General features: G+C 65.8%; 18 protein-coding genes. 8 read left to right on the top strand and 10 right to left on the bottom strand.

Annotation, left to right across the window (positions count from 1 at the left end; translation table 11 throughout):
* Positions 1-17 precede the first annotated feature (17 nt).
* The 3 genes from recG to KW836_RS14705 all read right to left on the bottom strand — a co-directional run bounded on the left by recG (position 18) and on the right by KW836_RS14705 (position 3,557).
* Positions 18-2,108: an ATP-dependent DNA helicase RecG gene (gene recG, locus KW836_RS14715; protein WP_218343730.1), complete on the bottom strand. Its 2,091-nt coding sequence runs from the start codon at positions 2,106-2,108 to the stop codon at positions 18-20.
* Between the two features lie 39 nt (positions 2,109-2,147).
* Positions 2,148-2,534: a Rid family detoxifying hydrolase gene (locus KW836_RS14710; RefSeq protein WP_056561027.1), complete on the bottom strand. Its 387-nt coding sequence runs from the start codon at positions 2,532-2,534 to the stop codon at positions 2,148-2,150.
* Positions 2,535-2,630: 96 nt separating this feature from the next.
* Positions 2,631-3,557: a LysR family transcriptional regulator gene (locus tag KW836_RS14705; protein WP_175136596.1), complete on the bottom strand. Its 927-nt coding sequence runs from the start codon at positions 3,555-3,557 to the stop codon at positions 2,631-2,633.
* 96 nt (positions 3,558-3,653) lie between these two features.
* Here KW836_RS14705 and KW836_RS14700 point away from each other — a divergent pair, with 96 nt between their 5' ends.
* From KW836_RS14700 to KW836_RS14690, 3 genes are read left to right on the top strand one after another with little or no spacing between them, the layout of a single operon-like run.
* On the top strand, positions 3,654-5,012 hold the full coding sequence (locus KW836_RS14700; protein ID WP_218343729.1) for an acyclic terpene utilization AtuA family protein: 1,359 nt from the start codon (positions 3,654-3,656) through the stop codon (positions 5,010-5,012).
* Complete coding sequence (locus KW836_RS14695; RefSeq protein WP_218343728.1) at positions 5,009-5,392, top strand: hypothetical protein; 384 nt, start codon at positions 5,009-5,011, stop codon at positions 5,390-5,392. Before KW836_RS14700 ends, KW836_RS14695 begins: the two co-directional genes overlap by 4 nt.
* A 38-nt stretch (positions 5,393-5,430) precedes the next feature.
* Positions 5,431-6,393, top strand: coding sequence for a tripartite tricarboxylate transporter substrate binding protein (locus KW836_RS14690; RefSeq protein ID WP_175136599.1), 963 nt, complete (start codon positions 5,431-5,433; stop codon positions 6,391-6,393).
* A gap of 80 nt (positions 6,394-6,473) precedes the next feature.
* On the opposite strand, the gene KW836_RS14685 is transcribed toward KW836_RS14690, so the two are convergent.
* The gene (locus tag KW836_RS14685; protein ID WP_175121654.1) at positions 6,474-7,250 is read right to left on the bottom strand and encodes a ferredoxin--NADP reductase; all 777 of its coding nucleotides are present in this window, start codon (positions 7,248-7,250) and stop codon (positions 6,474-6,476) included.
* A gap of 348 nt (positions 7,251-7,598) precedes the next feature.
* Here KW836_RS14685 and KW836_RS14680 point away from each other — a divergent pair, with 348 nt between their 5' ends.
* The 3 genes from KW836_RS14680 (at position 7,599) to KW836_RS14670 (ending at position 11,239) form a co-directional block, all read left to right on the top strand.
* Positions 7,599-8,642 carry a Fe(3+) ABC transporter substrate-binding protein gene (locus KW836_RS14680; protein WP_105238804.1) on the top strand — a complete coding sequence of 348 codons (1,044 nt, stop codon included), beginning with the start codon at positions 7,599-7,601 and terminating at the stop codon, positions 8,640-8,642.
* 144 nt (positions 8,643-8,786) lie between these two features.
* Entirely contained in the window at positions 8,787-10,457 is a 1,671-nt protein-coding gene (locus tag KW836_RS14675; RefSeq protein WP_175185340.1) for an iron ABC transporter permease, read from the top strand.
* A 5-nt stretch (positions 10,458-10,462) separates the two neighbouring features.
* Complete coding sequence (locus tag KW836_RS14670) at positions 10,463-11,239, top strand: ABC transporter ATP-binding protein (protein WP_218343727.1); 777 nt, start codon at positions 10,463-10,465, stop codon at positions 11,237-11,239.
* A 63-nt stretch (positions 11,240-11,302) separates the two neighbouring features.
* On the opposite strand, the gene KW836_RS14665 is transcribed toward KW836_RS14670, so the two are convergent.
* Positions 11,303-12,280 carry a tripartite tricarboxylate transporter substrate binding protein gene (locus KW836_RS14665; RefSeq protein ID WP_175121657.1) on the bottom strand — a complete coding sequence of 326 codons (978 nt, stop codon included), beginning with the start codon at positions 12,278-12,280 and terminating at the stop codon, positions 11,303-11,305.
* A gap of 207 nt (positions 12,281-12,487) precedes the next feature.
* Here KW836_RS14665 and KW836_RS14660 point away from each other — a divergent pair, with 207 nt between their 5' ends.
* Together KW836_RS14660 and KW836_RS14655 are read left to right on the top strand one after the other, a co-directional pair.
* Positions 12,488-13,234 carry an SDR family NAD(P)-dependent oxidoreductase gene (locus KW836_RS14660; protein ID WP_218343726.1) on the top strand — a complete coding sequence of 249 codons (747 nt, stop codon included), beginning with the start codon at positions 12,488-12,490 and terminating at the stop codon, positions 13,232-13,234.
* Positions 13,235-13,288: 54 nt separating this feature from the next.
* Positions 13,289-13,753 carry a RidA family protein gene (locus KW836_RS14655; RefSeq protein WP_218343725.1) on the top strand — a complete coding sequence of 155 codons (465 nt, stop codon included), beginning with the start codon at positions 13,289-13,291 and terminating at the stop codon, positions 13,751-13,753.
* 6 nt (positions 13,754-13,759) lie between these two features.
* Here the strand turns inward: KW836_RS14655 and KW836_RS14650 are convergent, their stop codons facing one another.
* The 5 genes from KW836_RS14650 to KW836_RS14630 all read right to left on the bottom strand — a co-directional run bounded on the left by KW836_RS14650 (position 13,760) and on the right by KW836_RS14630 (position 18,224).
* Positions 13,760-14,665 carry a LysR family transcriptional regulator gene (locus tag KW836_RS14650; RefSeq protein WP_175121660.1) on the bottom strand — a complete coding sequence of 302 codons (906 nt, stop codon included), beginning with the start codon at positions 14,663-14,665 and terminating at the stop codon, positions 13,760-13,762.
* Positions 14,666-14,719: 54 nt separating this feature from the next.
* A complete protein-coding gene (locus tag KW836_RS14645; RefSeq protein ID WP_175136601.1) occupies positions 14,720-15,592 on the bottom strand; it encodes an alpha/beta fold hydrolase in 873 nt (290 codons plus the stop codon).
* A 231-nt stretch (positions 15,593-15,823) separates the two neighbouring features.
* Positions 15,824-16,414: an ABATE domain-containing protein gene (locus KW836_RS14640; protein ID WP_218343723.1), complete on the bottom strand. Its 591-nt coding sequence runs from the start codon at positions 16,412-16,414 to the stop codon at positions 15,824-15,826.
* Positions 16,415-16,516: 102 nt separating this feature from the next.
* The gene (locus tag KW836_RS14635) at positions 16,517-17,422 is read right to left on the bottom strand and encodes a pirin family protein (RefSeq protein ID WP_175136602.1); all 906 of its coding nucleotides are present in this window, start codon (positions 17,420-17,422) and stop codon (positions 16,517-16,519) included.
* A 103-nt stretch (positions 17,423-17,525) separates the two neighbouring features.
* Complete coding sequence (locus KW836_RS14630; protein ID WP_175121664.1) at positions 17,526-18,224, bottom strand: pirin family protein; 699 nt, start codon at positions 18,222-18,224, stop codon at positions 17,526-17,528.
* Positions 18,225-18,333 lie beyond the last annotated feature (109 nt).

Below are 18,333 nucleotides of genomic sequence, written 5' to 3'. Positions count from 1 at the left end.
AGTGGATGGGCCGCATGTCAGGTGCGCAGGAAGTCTTCGCGGCCACGCATCCAGCGGGCCAGATGGGCCTCGACGACGGCGGGATGTTCGGCGCGCAACCACACGGCAGCGTCGCGCGCGTCTTCGGCGATCGCGGCGTCGGTCTCCAGGTCGGCAAAGCGCAGGAGCGCCATGCCCGACTGACGTGTGCCCAGGAATTCACCCGGGCCGCGCTGTTCCAGGTCGCGCCGGGCGATCTCGAAGCCGTCGGACGTTTCGAACATGGCGCGCAGCCGTTCGCGCGCAACCTGCGAAAGCGGCGTCTGGTAGAGCAGCACGCACACGGACTCGGCCGTGCCCCGCCCCACGCGCCCGCGCAACTGGTGAAGTTGGGCAAGGCCGAAGCGCTCGGCGTGTTCAATCACCATCAGCGACGCGTTCGGCACGTCCACGCCGACTTCAATGACGGTCGTGGCGACGAGCAGGTCGATGTCGCCGTCGCGGAATGCCTGCATCACGGCGGCCTTCTCGGCCTGCGGCAGGCGGCCGTGCACCAATCCGATCCGCAGGTCCGGCAGATCGGTCCGCATGCCTTCATAGGTGTCGACGGCGGTTTGCAATTCGAGGGCTTCGCTTTCCTCGACCAGCGGACAGACCCAATAAGCCTGCTGGCCGCCGCGCGCGGCCTGCGCGATATGGGCGATAACCTCTTCGCGCCGCGCGTCCGAGACCAGTTTGGTCACGACGGGGCTGCGGCCGGGTGGCAACTCGTCGATCACGGACACGTCCAGATCGGCGAAAAAAGTCATGGCGAGGGTGCGCGGAATGGGCGTGGCGCTCATGTTGAGCTGATGCGGCACGATGCGGCCGCGGACAGTTTCACCTTTGCGTGTCAGCGCAAGACGCTGGCCGACGCCAAAGCGATGCTGCTCGTCGACGATGGACAGGCCCAGCCGGTGGAACTCGACGTGATCCTGGATCAGCGCCTGCGTGCCGACCACAAGCTGCACGCTGCCGTCGGCAGCGGCGGCCGCGGCTTCGCGCCGGGCTTTCGCGGTCAGGCTGCCGCTCAACCACGCGACGTTCACGCCCAGGGGGGAAAGCCAGGACACCAGCTTGCGAAAGTGCTGCTCGGCCAGGATTTCCGTGGGCGCCATCAGCGCCACCTGCGCCCCGCCCGCAATGGCCTGCGCCGCCGCGATGGCCGCCACGACGGTCTTGCCGCTGCCCACGTCGCCCTGCAACAGCCGGTGCATGGGATACGGCTTGGCCAGATCCGCCGAGATTTCCTCCACGACGCGCTGCTGCGCGCCAGTCAGCTTGAACGGCAGCGTTTCATACAACCTTGCGACCAGCCCGCCTGCGCCGTTCTGCACCGGCAGCGATTCGGCTTCCTTGATGCGGCGTGCCGCACGCGCGGCGGCGAGCGAGAGCTGCTGCGCAAGCAGCTCGTCGAACTTGATGCGGCGCCATGCCGGGTGCACGCGATCCATCAAGGCCTGTTCGGATTCGCCCTGCGCGGGCGTGTGCAGCGCGCGGATGGCGGGCTCGAACGGCGGCAGGTCGTAGCGCGCGCGAGCCTCCTCGGGCAGCGTGTCGGATAGGTCAGCAGTATTCAGCGCCTGTGCAATGGCGCGCCGCAAGGCCGGCTGAGGCAGCCCTTCGGTAGTGGGATAAACGGGGGTGAGAGCAGTCGGCAGCGGCGAATCCGCATTGGTCAGCCGCGGATGCACCATCTCGCGGCCGAACAGCCCGCCACGCACTTCGCCGCGGGCGCGCAGGCGCTTGCCCACGGTCACTTGTTTCTGCTGGCTGGGGTAGAAGTTTAGCCAGCGCAATTGCAGTTCGCCGCTGTCGTCCGCCAGTGTGGCGGTCAGTTGGCGGCGCGGCCGGTACAGAACTTCGGATTTGGTGATCTCGCCTTCGACCTGGCCGGCAAAGCCGGGGCGCAGCGAGCTGATCGGGATGATGCGTGTTTCGTCTTCGTAGCGCAGCGGCAGGTGCAGCACGAAGTCCTCGGGCAGCACCAAACCCAGGTTACGAAGCTTGCGCTCCGTATCCGTCATCGGTTTGCCGGCGCCGTTCTTGTCGGCGCCGGTACGCTTGGAGGCCACGGCTGCGGCCGGCATGTAGGAACGAACCCCTGAAATGAAACGTCCGGGCGCGCCTTACAGGACCATGATGGCTTCGACTTCGAACTGTGCTCCCTTGGGCAGGCTGGCCACGCCGATCGTGGAGCGCGCCGGGAACGGCTGGGGGATGATCTCGGCCATGATGGCGTTGGCCGCCGTGAACTTGCCCAGGTCGGTCAGGAACAGCGTAAGCTTGACCACGTTTTCCAGCGTGCCGCCTGCAGCCTTGATGACTTCCTGCATGTTGGCAAACGCCTGACGCACCTGCGCGTCGAAGTTTTCAGAGACCAGGTCGCCGGTGCCAGGCTCCAGGCCGATCTGGCCCGAGAGATAGACAGTCTTGGTGCCGCTGACGGCAACCGCTTGCGAGTAAGGGCCGACGGCGGCGGGCGCGGTGTCGGTATGAATGATTTGCTTGCTCATGGGCGGAATCCTTCTGGTGACGGATAGAAGCTACAACTATCGGAGTTTATCCAGCAATAGACTTTTGCGAAAGTAGCGGTTCGCCGTAAAGAGGGTTTAGGACTGATCCTGCGCAGCCGGCGGATGCCCTGCCCCGCCGATATCGCCACGATGCGCAATCAGCAGTTCGGCCAGCGCCTGCGCGGCCACGGACAGGCTGCGTCCTTTACGGCGCACCAGATACAGGGGCCGCGTCAAGGCGCGGCCCGCCAAAGGTACGACACGCAGGTCGGCGCTGCGGAAGTGAAAAAGCGTCATCGCGGGTACGACCGACACACCCAGCCCTGCACGCACAAGACCCGTGACGGTCGCCAGATGCTCGACCTCGAAAACCGGCAGCGGCGCCTCGGCGCCCAGCGCTTCGTCCAGATGTTTGCGCACACTGCTGCCGCGCGCAAGCTGGATGATCGGGTGCCGCAGCACGTCGCGTAGCCGCACGCGAGGCTGGTCCGCCAAAGGATGGTCCACGCGGCACACCAGAAAGTAGCGATCGGCATGCAGGAATTCGCTATCCAGATCGGTCATGTCAGGCCGCCTCGAGGCCACGGCAAAATCGGCCACCCCGCTCTGCACCATGTCCAGGCAAGGATCGAGCAAGGCGTCCCGCAGGTCCAGCGCGATGCCAGGATGATCTTGCCGGAAGCGCGCCAGCAGATCCGGCAGCCACCCCGCCGCAAGCGACGGCAGCGCGGCCAGCGTCACCCTGCCCCGCCGGCGGTCCGCCATATCCCGCAAATCGCCCATTGCAAGGTCCATGTCCGCCAGCAGGCGCCGCGCGGTCGCGTCCAGCACGCGGCCTTCGGCAGTCAGCTCGACGTGCCGCGTGCTGCGATCAAAGAGCCGGACGCCGGCACTGTCTTCCAGCGAACGGATCAACGCGCTGAAGGCCGGCTGCGTCAGGTGGCAGCGCTGCGCGGCACGCGTGAAGTGCCGTTCATCGGCAAGCGCCACGAAGGCACGCAATTGGCGGGACGATAGATTCATGGCTTTCTTGTATTAATCAATCCGATTTTTCTATTTTACGGATGATCGCGCCTTGCCTATAGTCGTCCCAACCCCTTGAACGCGCCAGGACTGCTCATGCCTCAATCTCCCTTGCTTATCGGCTGCGCCTCCGGATTTTCCGGCGATCGCACCGATGGCGCTGCGGCCGTGGTCCGCACCTTGGCCGCCCAAGGCGGCGGCACGCTGATCTTCGAGACGCTGGCTGAGCGCACGCTGGCGCTGGCGCAGCTTGCGCGCAACGACGATCCGAACCGCGGCTATGAACCCCTGCTGGACGAACTGGTGGGTCCGGTCCTGGGCGACTGCCTGCGCCACGGCATCAACATCGTCAGCAATTTCGGCGCGGCCAATCCGCCCGCCGCCGCGCGCCGTATTGCCGACCTGGCGCGTGAACAAGGCTTGCCGGTTCCGCGCATCGCTGTCGTGTATGGCGACGCGCTGAACGGCGCCGAGCATCGCGACCTGCTGGCGCATCGACTGGGCGCCGCACTGGACGGCCTGGACATCGTGAGCGCCACTGCCTATCTGGGCGCCACCGAAATCGCCGAGGCGCTGGCCGCCGGCGCGCAGATCGTCGTGGCCGGCCGCGTGGCCGACCCGTCGCTGACCCTGGGACCGGCACTGGCGCACTTCGGCTGGGATCCCGCCGACTGGCCGCGTCTGGGACGTGCCACCATGGCCGGCCACATGCTCGAATGCGGGCTGCAGGTGACCGGCGGCTATTTCTGCGTGCCGGGGCTGAAGGAAGTGCCGGACGTCCATGCGGCCGGTTTCCCCATCGCCGAGATCCAGGCCGACGGCGAATTCGTGATCGGCAAGGCCGATGGCACCGGCGGCGCCGTAGACGCGCGCACGGTGAAAGAACAATTGCTGTACGAAGTCCACGATCCGGCGCGGTATCTGACCCCCGACGTGGTGGCGGACCTGAGCCAGGCGCGTGTCGTCGAACTGGGCGGCAACCGGGTTGCGGTCCATGGCATTACGGGTCACGCCCGGCCCGACGAACTGAAGGTGAACGTCTGCTATCGCGGCGGCTGGCTGGCTGAAGCGGAGATTTCATATGCGGGCGTGCAGGCCGAAGCCCGAGCACGGCTCGCGGCAGATATCGTCCAGAAGCGCCTGGGCGCCGGCTACAAGCTGCGCGCAGACCTGATCGGCGCGATCAGCATCCTGGGCGACGACGCGGGCGAGATGCGCCGCGCGCTGCCCGACAGCCATGCCCGCGACGTGCGGCTGCGTCTGGCCACCGAAAACGCCGATCGCGCACAGGCCGAACGCGTGTTGCGCGAAGTGACCGCGCTCTATACCTGCGGCCCGGCCGGCGGCGGCGGCGTGCGCACTGCACTGCGCCCGCGCTTGAACATGATGTCCTGCACCATTCCCCGCGAAGCCGTAAAGAGCGGCTGGAACTTTCTGGAGGAGATCGCGCCATGAACCAGACTTTGCTCGCCGTGCCGCTGTACCGCCTGGCCCACAGCCGATCCGGGGACAAGGGAGATATCTCCAACCTGAGCCTCATCGCCTGGGATCCCGAATGCTATGACGTGCTGGCCGCGCAAGTGACCGAAGCGCGCGTCGCACAGTGGTTCGCGTACCGCCATCCGAAACGTGTGACACGCTATGCGCTGCCAATGCTCAACGCAATGAATTTCGTGCTGGAGGGCGTGCTGGACGGCGGCGTCAACGACGCGCTGAACCTCGACACGCACGGCAAGAGCCTGTCTTTCAGATTGCTGGACATGACGGTGGAGGTCAGCGCAGCGCTGGCGAGCCGTCTGCCAGACATACCCGGCGACCGTCCCGCGGCCGCCTGATTTGCAGTTCCGATAAAAAAACACCACAGGAGACACACATGCGCATCGCTACCAAGGGCCGGCTGGCCCTGCTGTTGGCCGCCGCCCTGCCCCTTTCGGCCATGGCGCAATTCCCGACCAAGCCCATCACCTTCATCGTCCCGTTCGCTGCCGGCAGCGCCACCGATCAGATCGGCCGCGCCATCGGCCAGGGTGTCACCGAACAGACCGGCCAAGCCGTCGTCATCGAGAACAAGCCCGGCGCCAGTGCGATGATCGGCGCGGCAGCCGGCGCGCGCGCAACGCCCGACGGCTACACGGTCCTGATCACCACCAACACCACGCATGCTGCCAACGAGCACCTGTACAAGTCGCTGACCTACGATCCCGTCAAGGATTTCGCGCCCCTCACGCTGCTGGGCAAGGGCGGACAGATCATGGTCGTCAATCCCAGTTCGCCCGCCAAGACGGTAGGCGACTTCCTGGCACAGGCCAAGCAGTCGCCGGGCAAGCTGAGCTTTGGCAGCGGCAGCTCCAGCAGCCGCATCGCCGGTGAACTGCTGCAGCAGATGGCCGACGTGCAACTGCTGCACGTTCCCTACAAGAGCAATCCGCTCGCCGTCACCGACCTGCTGGGCGGCCAGATCGACATGATGATCACCGACACCGCCACGGGCTTGCCGCAGGTCAAGTCCGGCAAGCTGCGTGCGCTGGGCGTCACGGGCCAGGCACGCTCGCCGCTGGCGCCCGACGTGCCGACCATTTCGGAGGCCGGCGTGCCCGGCTACGAGATGGGCTACTGGTTTGCCGCCTATGCGCCGGCCGGCACACCGCCCGACGTGGTCAAGCGCCTGAACGAATTGCTGGTCAATGCCACCAAGGCCAAGCCCGCTCAGCAGTTCTACGCGCAGACCGGCACGGACGCGGCGTCGTCGACACCCGACGAGCTGGCAAAGTTCCAGCAAGCGGAATCGAAGAAGTGGGGCGACATCATCAAGAAGGCGGGCATTCAGCCGGAGTGATTCACACCAGGCGCACCAAAGCAAAAAACCCATCGCTTGCGATGGGTTTTTTTTGAACCAGAAAGCCGGAACCGCTTGGCTTATTTGTCCACGAAGGCGCGCTCGACGACGTAGTCGCCCGGCTGGCCCACGCCCGGCGACACCGCGAAGCCACGGCTATCGAGCATGGCGCTGATGTCAGCCAGCATGTGCGGGCTGCCGCAGATCATGGCGCGGTCGGTTTCGGGGTTGATTTGCGGAATGCCGATGTCGGCGCACAGCTTGCCGTTTTCGAGCAGTTCGGTGATGCGGCCTTGATTGCGGAAAGGTTCGCGCGTCACGGTGGGGTAGTAGACCAGCTTGTCGCGCACGATGTCGCCGAAGAATTCGTTGTTCGGCAGTTCGTTTTCGATGTAGTTGGCGTAAGCCAGTTCGCTGACCCAGCGCACGCCGTGCACCAGGATGACCTTGTCGAAGCGTTCGTAGACGTCCGGGTCCTTGATGATGCTCATGAAGGGCGCGAGGCCGGTGCCGGTGCCGAACAGAAACAGATGCTTGCCGGGCTTGAGGTCGTCGACGACGAGGGTGCCGACCGGCTTGCGGCTGACGAGGATGGTGTCGCCTTCTTTCAAGTGCTGCAGGCGCGACGTGAGCGGGCCGTTCTGCACCTTGATGCTGAGGAATTCGAGGTTTTCTTCGTAGTTGGCGCTGGCGATGCTGTAGGCCCGCAGCAGCGGCTTGCCTTCAACTTCGAGGCCGATCATCACGAAGTGGCCGTTGTGGAACCGCAAGGCCGAATCACGCGTCGTGGTGAAGGAAAACAGGGTGTCGTTCCAGTGGTGCACGCTAAGTACGCGCTCAGTGTTGAAAGCAGCCATGTCGTATTCAGTAAGGGCGGATCGTGGTCGGGCGAAGCCCGGCTGTGCCGCGAGGTCATTCCGAACCGCAAAAAAAAGGCCGCGGTCGGCATTAGGGTTGTCCCTATTCTACAGGGTCTTGATGATAACTGCTCTCATTATTCCGTAATACCCTTATTCCAGTTTGACGGGGATCAACGTCTTGAACCCAACACTTACTGCTAGTTGAACGGCGCAATGCTTCCTGTTATTGTCGCGTTCTCACTTGATAATCATTTTCGTTAGCAGACCGTTTTTCGCAATGGCGCGCCTCGAATTAAGGCGGAGCCGTGCGGCAACACTTGTTTCGGCCCTAGCTGGAGTTCCTTCATGATCAAGCGTCCCCAATTGAATTCCCTGCTGCGCGCGCTGGCGCTCGCCGGCGCCGCTGCCTTCACCGTGTCGGCCAACGCCGCCGAGGAAGTCAGCCTGTACACCACCCGGGAACCCAAGCTGATCCAGCCGCTGCTGGATGCTTTCACCAAGGAAAGCGGCATCAAGGTCAACACCGTCTTCGTCAAGGACGGTCTGCTGGAACGCGTCAAGGCCGAAGGCGCCAAGTCGCCCGCCGATGTGCTGATGACGGTGGATATCGGCAATCTGCTGGATCTGGTGGACGGCGGCGTGACGCAGTCGGTCAAGTCCGACACGCTGAATTCGGTCATTCCCGCCAACCTGCGCGGCGCCGATGGCAAATGGTACGCCCTGTCGCTGCGCGACCGCGTGTTGTATGTCGAAAAGGACCTGAAGCTGGAATCCTTCCGCTACGAAGATCTGGCCGATCCCAAGTGGAAGGGCAAGGTCTGCATCCGTTCCGGCCAGCACCCCTACAACACCGCGCTGGTCGCTTCCATGATCGCGCATGACGGCGCCGAGGCCACCGAAAAATGGCTGCGCGGCGTCAAGGCCAATCTGGCCCGCAAGGCCGCCGGCGGCGACCGCGACGTGGCGCGCGACATTCTGGGCGGCATCTGCGACATCGGCCTGGCCAACGCCTACTATGTCGGCCACATGAAGAACGCCGAGCCCGGCACCGACGCGCGCAAGTGGGGCGATGCCATCAAGGTCATCCGCCCGACCTTCGCCAATGCCAAGAGCGGCGGCACGCACGTGAACGTCAGCGGCGCGGCCGTCGCGGCGCACGCTCCCAACAAGGCCAACGCGGTCAAGCTGCTGGACTTCCTGGTGTCGGAACCGGCCCAAGCCCTGTACGCGCAGGCCAACTACGAATACCCCGTCCGCAAGGGCGTGAAGCTGGACCCGGTTATCGCAAGCTTCGGCGAACTGAAGGTCGATCCCCTGCCCTTGACCGAGATCGCCAAGCATCGCAAGCAAGCCAGCGAACTGGTCGACAAGGTCGGCTTCGACAACTGATAAGCTGCCGGACCGCCGTGCCTTCGGGCATGGCGTGACCTTGATGCAGTGACACGCGAGCGCCTTTCAACGCGCATCGCGTAGGGCCTGTTCCCGCTTTTCCGGGGGAACAGGCCTTGCCATTGATGCAACCGACTTTGAAGCATGCACACACAATCCTTGCCCACGCCGCTGCGGCTGCGCTGGTCTGAACGCGGAACCGGCTGGCTGGTTGGCGCGGCCCTGATCGCGCTGGCGGTGCTGGCGCCGGTACTGACGCTCGGCTGGTGGGCGATGGGCGGCAGCCTGGAACACTGGCAGCATCTGGCCAGCTATGTACTGCCGCAGGCGTTCGCGAATACCGTCATGCTGCTGGCCGGAGTGGGCATCGTCGTGACCTTGCTTGGCACCGGCGCCGCATGGCTCGTGACCGCGTATGAGTTTCCCACGCGCCGGGTCCTGACCTGGGCGCTCCTGCTGCCGCTGGCGGTGCCCACCTACATCATTGCGTTTGCCTACCTGGACCTGCTGCACCCCATCGGGCCCATCCAGTCGGCGATCCGCGCCATGCTCGGCTTCGACAGCCCGCGCCAATTCCGCCTGCCCGACCTGCGCTCCATCTACGGCGCGATCTTTGTCCTGGGCTTCGTGCTGTACCCCTATGTCTACCTGAGCACCCGCGTCATGTTCATGACGCAGGCCGCCAGCCTGCTCGAAGCTGCCCGCACGTTGGGCGCGGGCCGCGTGGCGGTGTTCTGCCGTGTCGCCCTGCCCCTGGCCCGTCCCGCGATCGTGGTGGGCGTGAGCCTGGCACTGCTCGAGACCCTGAACGATATCGGGGCCTCCGAATTCCTCGGCGTGCAAACGCTGACCGTCTCCGTCTACACCACCTGGGTCACCCGTTCAGACCTGGCTGGCGCCGCGCAGATTGCGCTGACCATGCTCGCGATCGTCATCGGGCTGATTCTGCTGGAACGCCACGGCCGCAAGCGGCAGCGCTACGCCAACACGCAGCGCATGCGCCCGATGCAGCCGCGTCGGCTGCGTGGCGCGGCGGCTGCCGTCGCGGCCGTGCTGGGCTGGATTCCCGTCCTGATCGGGTTTGTCGCGCCGGCGCTGTATCTGGTCGTTGAAACCTACAAGCGGCTTCACCTGGTGGGCGGTGTGTCGGACCAGTTGATCGGCGGCCTGAGCAACACCCTGATCGTCGCGTCCAGCGCCACCGTGGTCACCCTGCTCTGCGGGCTGATCGTTGCGTGGGCGGGCCGCACACTGCGCGAAAGCGCCGGCTTCAATCCGGGCCGCGCCTGCGCGCGCATCGCCAGCCTGGGCTATGCGGTGCCTGGCACGGTGCTGGCCATCGGCCTGTTGACCCCCTTCGTGTGGATCGACACCGCGGTCGCGCGCGTGTTCGGCGGCACGGGCCTGTTCCTGATGGGCTCGATGGGCGCGCTGGTGTGCGCCTATGCGATCCGCTTCCTGGCGATTTCCACCGGGGCGCTGGAAGCCGGCCTGGCGCGCATCCCGCCGTCCTTGGAACAAGCGTCGCGCCTGCTTGGCGAAACCTCCGGCGGCACGTTGCGCCGCGTCCACCTGCCGTTGCTGCGGCCCGCGTTGGCCGCGAGCGCGCTGCTGGTGTTCGTGGACGCCATGAAGGAACTGCCCGCCACCCTGCTGCTGCGCCCCATGAATTTCGACACCCTGGCCACGTGGCTTTACGCGGAAGCCGCGCGCGGCACGTATGAAGAAGGCGCCGTGGCCGCGCTGGCCATCGTGCTGGCCGGCCTGCTGCCGGTCATTCTGCTGGCGCGCACCAATCTGAAAATGGGACATTGATCATCGTGCCCGATCTGCTAGAAATCGACCACATCTCCCTGGCCTACGACACACCCGCTGGCTTGAAACCCATCGTGCAGGACCTGTCGCTGGGCTTGCCCGCCGGCCACATCGGCTGCCTGCTGGGCGAGTCCGGCTGCGGCAAGACCACCGTGTTGCGCGCCATTGCCGGGTTCGAGCCGGTGCGCGCCGGCCGCATCCTGCTGGACGGCACGGTGATCTCGTCGCCCACCGAACAGGTCGCGCCCGAGCTGCGCCGCGTGGGCATGATGTTCCAGGACTACGCGCTATTTCCGCACCTGACCGTGGCGCTGAACGTGGCGTTCGGCCTGCGCAAGCTGCCGCGTCCGGACCGCGCCCGCCGTGTCGAAGAAATGTTGGAACTTGTCGGCCTGGCACACGCCGCCAACAGCTATCCGCATGAGATTTCCGGCGGCCAGCAGCAACGTGTGGCCCTGGCCCGCGCGCTTGCGCCCTCGCCCGACCTGTTGCTGCTGGACGAACCGTTCTCAAACCTGGATGTGGACACCCGCGAGCGGTTGGCCTTCGAGGTGCGCGAGATCCTGAAGACCACAGGCCACACCGCGATCCTGGTCACGCACAACCAGGCCGAAGCGTTCGCGATCGCCGACCGCATCGGGGTGATGGCCAAGGGCCGCATCGCGCAATGGGATACGCCCTACAACCTGCACCACAACCCGGCCGACACCTTCGTGCGCGACTTCATCCGCCGTGAAGCGCTTGAAGAACAGCGCGAACAGGCGCTGGCTCGCGGCCGGTAGCGGGACCTGCGAGGCCCGCGCGGGCCTCGGCGCCCCCGCGTCCCGCAAGCCCCGCACTGCAGATCAATCCGCCGACAGCTTCACCTTCTGCGACAAGGCCTTGAAGGCCTCGTGCTGGCTTTGGGTCAGCCGCTCGACTTCCTGCGGCGACGAGCCATAAGGCATGAAGCCGGCCTTCTCCAGCTTGTCCTTGACGTCCGGCATCGCAAGCGCCGCCTGGAAGGCGTCGCTCAGCACGCGCGTCACGTCGGGCGACATGCCGGCCGGCCCATAGACCGCGAACCACGGATCCACGACCGCGCCCGAATACCCCAGTTCGGCCAGCGTCGGCACGTCGGGCAACGCCGGCGCGCGCTTGCTGCCGGTGACCGCCAGCGCGCGGACCTTGCCCGCATTGATGTGCGGCAGCGACGCGGGCAGGTTGTCGAACATGACCGGCAAGTGTCCGCCCAGCAGATCGTTCAACGCCTGGGCGCTGCCCTTGTAGGGCACGTGCTGCATCCCGGCCCCGGTCAACTGGTCGAACATCACCCCCGCCAGGTGCATGGAGGTGCCCGTGCCGGGCGTGCCGTACGACGTATTGGGATTCGCCTTGGCGTACGCGACCAGGTCCTTGACACTGTCCACCTTCACCGACGGGCCCACCTCCAGCACCACGGAAGACGCCCCCAGCATGCTGATGCCCGTGAAATCCTTGGTCGGATCGAACGGCATTTTCGGGTACACGAACGGATTGAGCGCGTTCGTGGATATCGCGCCGAAGCCGATGACGTAGCCGTCCGGCGCGGCCTTGGCGACGGCGTCCATGCCGATGTTGCCGCCCGCGCCGGGACGGTTCTCGACGATGACCGGCTGCCCGAGCTTTTCGGCCACTTTCTGGCCCGCCGTGCGCGCGACCAGATCGGTCGTGCCGCCCGCGGTGTACGGCACGATGAAGGTGATGGGCTTGGCCGGATAGCCGGCGGCGTGCGCGGGCACGGCGCCCTGGATCAACGCCAGCGCGGCCAGGCCGCGCAGCGCATTGTGGGTGTAGCGATGCATGATGTCTCCCTCCCGTTTGTCGTTATGCACGGGTAGCGCATCTTATCGCCGGACAGCGGCGTCGCACAGCGCGATCCGCCTCGCTTATTCCGCCAGGTATCAATTCATGTTCCGCCGCGGGCGTTTATCGCCTGCGCGCCCGCTCCTATAGTTCGTCTCACTGTCTGAGCGCGCAGGCACCCTCAAATGCCAAACCGGAGTATTGAAATGTCGAACAAGACTGTAGTGATTACAGGCGCGTCCAGCGGAATCGGATTTGCCCTGGCGCAGGAATACCTGCGCCGCGGCGACAACGTGGTGGGCAACGCCCGCAGCCAGGAAGGCCTGAACGCGGCCGCCGAGCGGCTGGCTAAGGAAGGCCTGGGCTTGCCCGACCGCTTCCTGGCCGTGGCCGGCGACATCGCCCTGGCCAGCACTGCCCGCGATATCGTGCGCCAGGCCACGGAGCGGTTCGGCCGCATCGACGTGCTGGTCAACAACGCGGGGATCTTCATTCCCAAGCCCCTGGGCGACTACACCGACGATGACCTGGACCGCATCATCGATACCAACCTGAAGGGCTTCTTCCACATCACCCAGCAGGCCGCCGCGCACATGTCGGAATACCGCGACGGCCACATCGTCAACATCACGGCCAGCATCGCCATGCAGCCCAGCAGCCGCGTCCCGGCGCTACTGCCCGTGCTGATCAAGGGCGGCCTGAATCACGCCACGCGGGCGTTGGCGATCGAACTGTCTGACCGGAACATCCGCGTCAACGCGGTGGCGCCCGGCATCATCGAGACGCCGATGCACGATCCGGCCACGTTCGGCTTCCTGAATTCGTTGCAGCCTGCCGGCCGCATGGGCAAGGTGGACGACATTGTCGGTGCGGTTACCTATCTGACCGATTCGGCCTACACCACCGGCGCGATCCTTCCGGTCGATGGCGGCGCCGCTGCGGGTCATTGGTAGCATCACCACGACCGCCCGCCGCGCGGCGGGCGTCCTCACCTTGAGAGACCCACCATGTCCATTGAAGCCAGACTGGCCGAACTTGGCCTGATCCTTCCGCCCGCCCCCCAGCCGCTGGGCCAGTACACCGCCGTCAGCCAGGCGGGCGACCTGCTGTTCATCTCGGGCCAATTGCCGTTGCGCGACGGGCGCGTGGTGTGGCAGGGCCGCGTCGGCGTGGAGCTGACCGTTGACCAGGGCCGGCAGGCCGCGGAACTGGCCGCGCTGAACGTGCTGGCGCAGATCCGCCAGCACACCGGCAGCTTCGACCGGCTGGACCACCTTGTCCGCGTCGAGGGTTATGTCGCCAGCGCGCCGGGCTTTCTGGATCAGCCCGCCGTGCTGGATGGCGCGTCCGGCCTGTTTGCACGGGTGCTGGGCGAGAAGGCCGGCCACGCGCGCACCGCCAATTCGGTTGCGCAGCAGCCAGGCAACGCGGCAGTGATCCTGGTGGTGATCGCGCAGTTGAAAGGCGTCTGACGCCGCTCAGTCCGCTAGCTTGTCGACCAGGAAATCGACGAACGCCCGCACGCGGCGCGATATGTGCCGGGCATGCGGGTACAACAACACGAACGGCCGGGTGCTGCCGCCATGTTGCTGCAGCACCTCGGTCAGCCTGCCCGCGCGCAGATCGTCTTCGACCACGAAGCGATACGTCTGAAAGAGGCCGGCGCCCGCACGGGCCAGCGTCACGCCGCCCAGTACATCCTCGGCCGTGCCATAGGCGCCGTCGGTCACGATGTCGACCGCTTCGCCCTCCACCTGAAATGTCCACGGAATGCGCCGCCCGCTGCTAGGCCGGTCGAACTGGATGCAGTCGTGCGCAGCCAGATCCTCCAGCGTTTGCGGCGTGCCGCGCCGGCGCAGGTATTCCGGCGCGCCGACCACCACCAGTTCCGCGTCCTCCAGCTTGCGCGCGATCAGCGCCGAGTCGTCGGGCGCGCGCCCGCGCACCGACAGGTCATAACCGTCATCGGCGAAATCGACATTGCGGTTGCTGATGTGCACGTGCACGTCCACGTTGGGATACTTGTCGCGAAATGCGGGCAGCAGCGGCAGAACGCGGTAATGCGCATAGGGCGTCGGCAGGCTGATGCGCAGCCGCCCGGCCGCGCCCTGCCCGCCCACCTGGCGTTCGGCGTCGACCAATTGCGCAATGGCGGGGCGCACCTGCTCGAAATAGGCACGCCCTTCGTCGCTAAGCCGGATATGCCGCGTGCTGCGCACGAACAGCCGAATGCCCAGCCGCGCCTCCAGCCGCGAGACGCTGCGGCTGACGGCTGCCGGCGTGACGCCCGCAGCATTGGCGGCGGCCGTGAAACTGCTGAGTTCCGCAGCCAGGCAGAACATCTCGATGCTGCCCAGCTGCAGGTCGTCAAAGTGGCGCGTCATGCAGGCTCCTGCCGTGAAATCCGGCCGGGGCAACCATCAGGACGCCCCCGTCGGTCAGCGCCCCAACACATCGATGATGCGCTGGGCGATGTACTGGCCGTGAGTTTCCAGCGCGAAGTGGCCGGTGTCCAGCAGTTCAACCACGGCATCCGGGTTGTCGCGGCGATAGGCCTCGGCGCCCGGCGGAATGAAGAACGGATCGTTGCGGCCCCAGATCGCCAGCGTGGGTACCTGGGCCTGACGGAAGAACGCCTGGAAGGCGGGGTATTGCGTCAGGTTGTTCGCGTAGTCCAGGAACAGGTCGAGCTGAATATCCTTGTTGCCCGGCCGTTCAAGCAGGGCCGCGTCCAGCGTATAGCCTTCGGGCGCGACGCTGTCCGGGTCAGCCACGCCGTGCACATACTGCCACTTGGTGCCTTCGAAGTTCAGGATGGCATCGTGAATGGTCTGGCGGTTCGCGGGCGACGGGTCGTTCCAATAGGCGCGGATGGGGGCCCACGCGTCGCCCAGGCCATCGAGATACGCGTTGCCGTTCTGCGAAACCAGACCGGTCACCCGCTCGGGGTGCGCCACCGCCAGCCGCAAGCCGGTCGGCGCGCCATAGTCGAAGAAATACATCGCGTAGCGGGTCAGCCCCAGTTCGTCGACAAACGCTTCCAGCGACTTGGCCAGGTTGTCGAAGGTGTAGCGGTAGCCGCGCTCGGCCGGAACCTCGGTAAAGCCGAATCCGGGCAGATCGGGCGCGATGACGCGAAAGTGTTGGGCAAGTTGCGGGATGACGTTGCGGAACTGATGCGAAGACGTGGGAAAGCCGTGCAGCAGCAAAAGCACGGGCGCCTGCGGGTCGCCGGCTTCGCGATAGAAGAAGCGCAGGCCGTCGGCTTGCGCATGGCGGTAATGGACGGTGTTGTCGGGCTGGGCGGTCATGAGGATCTCCGGTATTCGGGCAAGGAATGACGATGGGATTTCGAAGCTTCACGGCACAGTCTACGCATTTTACGTAACCTGTCAATAGGCTATTTACCGGTTACTCAACATCGAATCGGCGTGTGATGCGGTGCTGGAATGTGGCGGTGCGGGCCGCCCGGCTCCCAGATCAACCCGACGCCACCAATGAAAAAGCCCGGCATGAGCCGGGCTGAGAACCATCGATCGTTGTCATTTCGCCCTGGCACTGGCGTCCGCGGCCTCGCGCTGCCGGAACGCCGCCACCTTGTGCCGGTTGCCGCACAGCGCCATGCTGCACCACCGCCGCTTGTGCGACCGCGTCCTGTCGTAGAACCACAGCGAGCACGCATCGCTTTCGCACTTGCGCACCAATCCAAAATCGCCATGCGCGAGCAGGTCGGCCGCCGCCTCGGCCACCGGCAGCAACCACTGTGCTGCGGTTTGCGAGGGATAACGGCGCGACACCACCAGACTGCCATCGCCTGCCGGCGCAAGCTCGAGGTGACTGCCCCCCGCCGCCAGGGCGCGATTCAGCGCGGAAAGCGCCAGCGGCGCGTGCGCCTTGCGCTGGGCGACCAACTCCCGAACGGTTTCGCGCAGGCCGCGCGCGCTTTCCAGCAGACCGGCCGGCGCGGGGCCCTGCGCGGCGGCGAATCCCGCCAGCGCCAGCCAGCCCGCCACGTCCGCATCCGATTGCCATCGGTCGACCGGGCCGGCGCTACTCTGCTCGACGGTGTTGATCAGATCCAGGGCGACGTGGTCGCCCAGTTGGCGGAATTCGGGTGCGTGGCTGGTGTTCATGGTGATCTCCAGCGCCAGTGTAACCCTCAAAAATAAACAATAAAAGTTACACGATCATGAGGGGCATTACGCCCCCCATCACGCATTGTCATCCCGTCCCGCTCAGGCGCGGGCTTCCGGCAGCGGGATGTACTCGGTCTCATCGCCCGGCACGATCTGATCGAACCGCGTGCGTTGCCAATCCTGCTTGGCCTGTTCGATGCGGTCTTTGCTGCTGGACACGAAGTTCCACCACACGAAGCGCGGGCCATCGAGCGGCTCGCCGCCCAGCACCGCGAACCGCGCGGCCGTCCTGGCACGGATTTGCACCGGTTTGCCCGGGGCGAACACGACCAGGCGCCCGCTTTCGTACGTCTGGCCGTCGATTTCGACCTCGCCCTGCGCCAGATAGGCGGCGCGCTCTTCGTGTTCGGCCGGCAGCACCGTGGTCGCGCCTGCCTGCAGTTGCAGGTCGCCATAGAACAGGGGCGACAGCGTCTTGACCGACGAGGTCTTGCCGAACAGCGAACCGGCCACGACCTGGGCGCGCACGCCCTCGCCTTCGATCACCGGCTGCGCGTCCAGCCCGTAGTGCGTGAACCCAGGATCGGTCTCTTCGTGCGCCTTGGGCAGCCCGACCCAGATCTGCAGGCCACAGAGGCGCTGCGGCGCAAGCCGGCTTTCCGGCGAGGAACGTTCGGAATGGACGATGCCGCGACCGGCCGTCATCCAGTTCACTTCGCCCGGCAGAATGGTCTGCGTGTGACCCGCGCCGTCGCGGTGGACCATGGAACCTTCGTACAGGTACGTCACGGTGGACAGGCCGATGTGCGGATGGGGACGCACGTCGATGCCGGCGCCCACGTCGAAGTCCGCCGGTCCCATCTGGTCCAGGAAGACGAACGGACCGACGCTGCGGCGCTGCATGGAAGGAATGGCGCGGCGGACGGAAAAACCGCCCAAGTCGCTGGTGCGCGGCACCACAACGGTTTCGATCTGGCTTTCGCCGGCTTGGGACAGGGTCGACATGGTGCAATGCTCCGCAATGGGTAGGCCTGGGGCCATCTTAATGGCCTCGCGGCTGGTATTGTGTGAAAGCGGGCGGATTCCAGGATCCGCCCGGCAGTTGGCGTCAGGCCAGGTCGAAGACCAGCACTTCGGCGTCCTTGCCGCCCGACACCTCGACGCTGGCGGCGTCCGTGATCGCCACGGCGTCGCCGGCATTCAGCGCGGCGCCGTTGACCGTCACGCTGCCGCGGGCCACGTGGACCCAGGCGCGGCGGCCGGCAGCCAGCGGCAGCGAGGCCGACTCGTCGCCGTCGAACAGACCGGCGTACAGACGGGCGTCCTGATGGATCGTCATCGATCCGTCAGCGCCGTCGCCCGTCACCAGGGCTTGCAGACGGCCGCGCTTTTGCTCATCGCTGAAGGCGCGCTCTTCGTATTCCGGCGCGATGCCGGTCACGTTCGGCTCGATCCAGATCTGCAGCATGTGCGTTTCGGCATCGGGACGGGGGTTGAACTCGGAGTGCATCACGCCGCGGCCGGCGCTCATGCGCTGGACGTTGCCCGGCTGGATTTCCGAGCCGCTGCCCATGCTGTCCTTGTGGGCGATGGCGCCGTCCAGCACGTAGGTGATGATCTCCATGTCCCGGTGGCCGTGCGTGCCGAAGCCGCGGCCGGCCGCAATGCGGTCGTCGTTGATGACACGCAGCGCGCCGAAGCCCATGTGAGCCGGGTCGTAGTAGTTGGCAAAGGAGAAGGTGTGGAACGAATCAAGCCATCCGTGGTTGGCATGACCCCGTTCTGCAGCGCGGCGAATCGTAAGCATCTTGAACTCCTGTTTCAATAATATGAATGATTAGGGGGTGCATCCTGGCTGGCTTTCTGCCTTGCCGTTTGTCTGCATCCCCGGCATGAGTGGTATTCTGCGCGCCTTG

The organism is Achromobacter sp. ACM05 (assembly GCF_019218915.1).
In the GTDB taxonomy this organism is placed as follows: domain Bacteria; phylum Pseudomonadota; class Gammaproteobacteria; order Burkholderiales; family Burkholderiaceae_B; genus Achromobacter; species Achromobacter animicus.
Note: the sequence above shows the minus strand (reverse complement) of the source record. Positions and strands in the feature narration are given on the sequence as shown.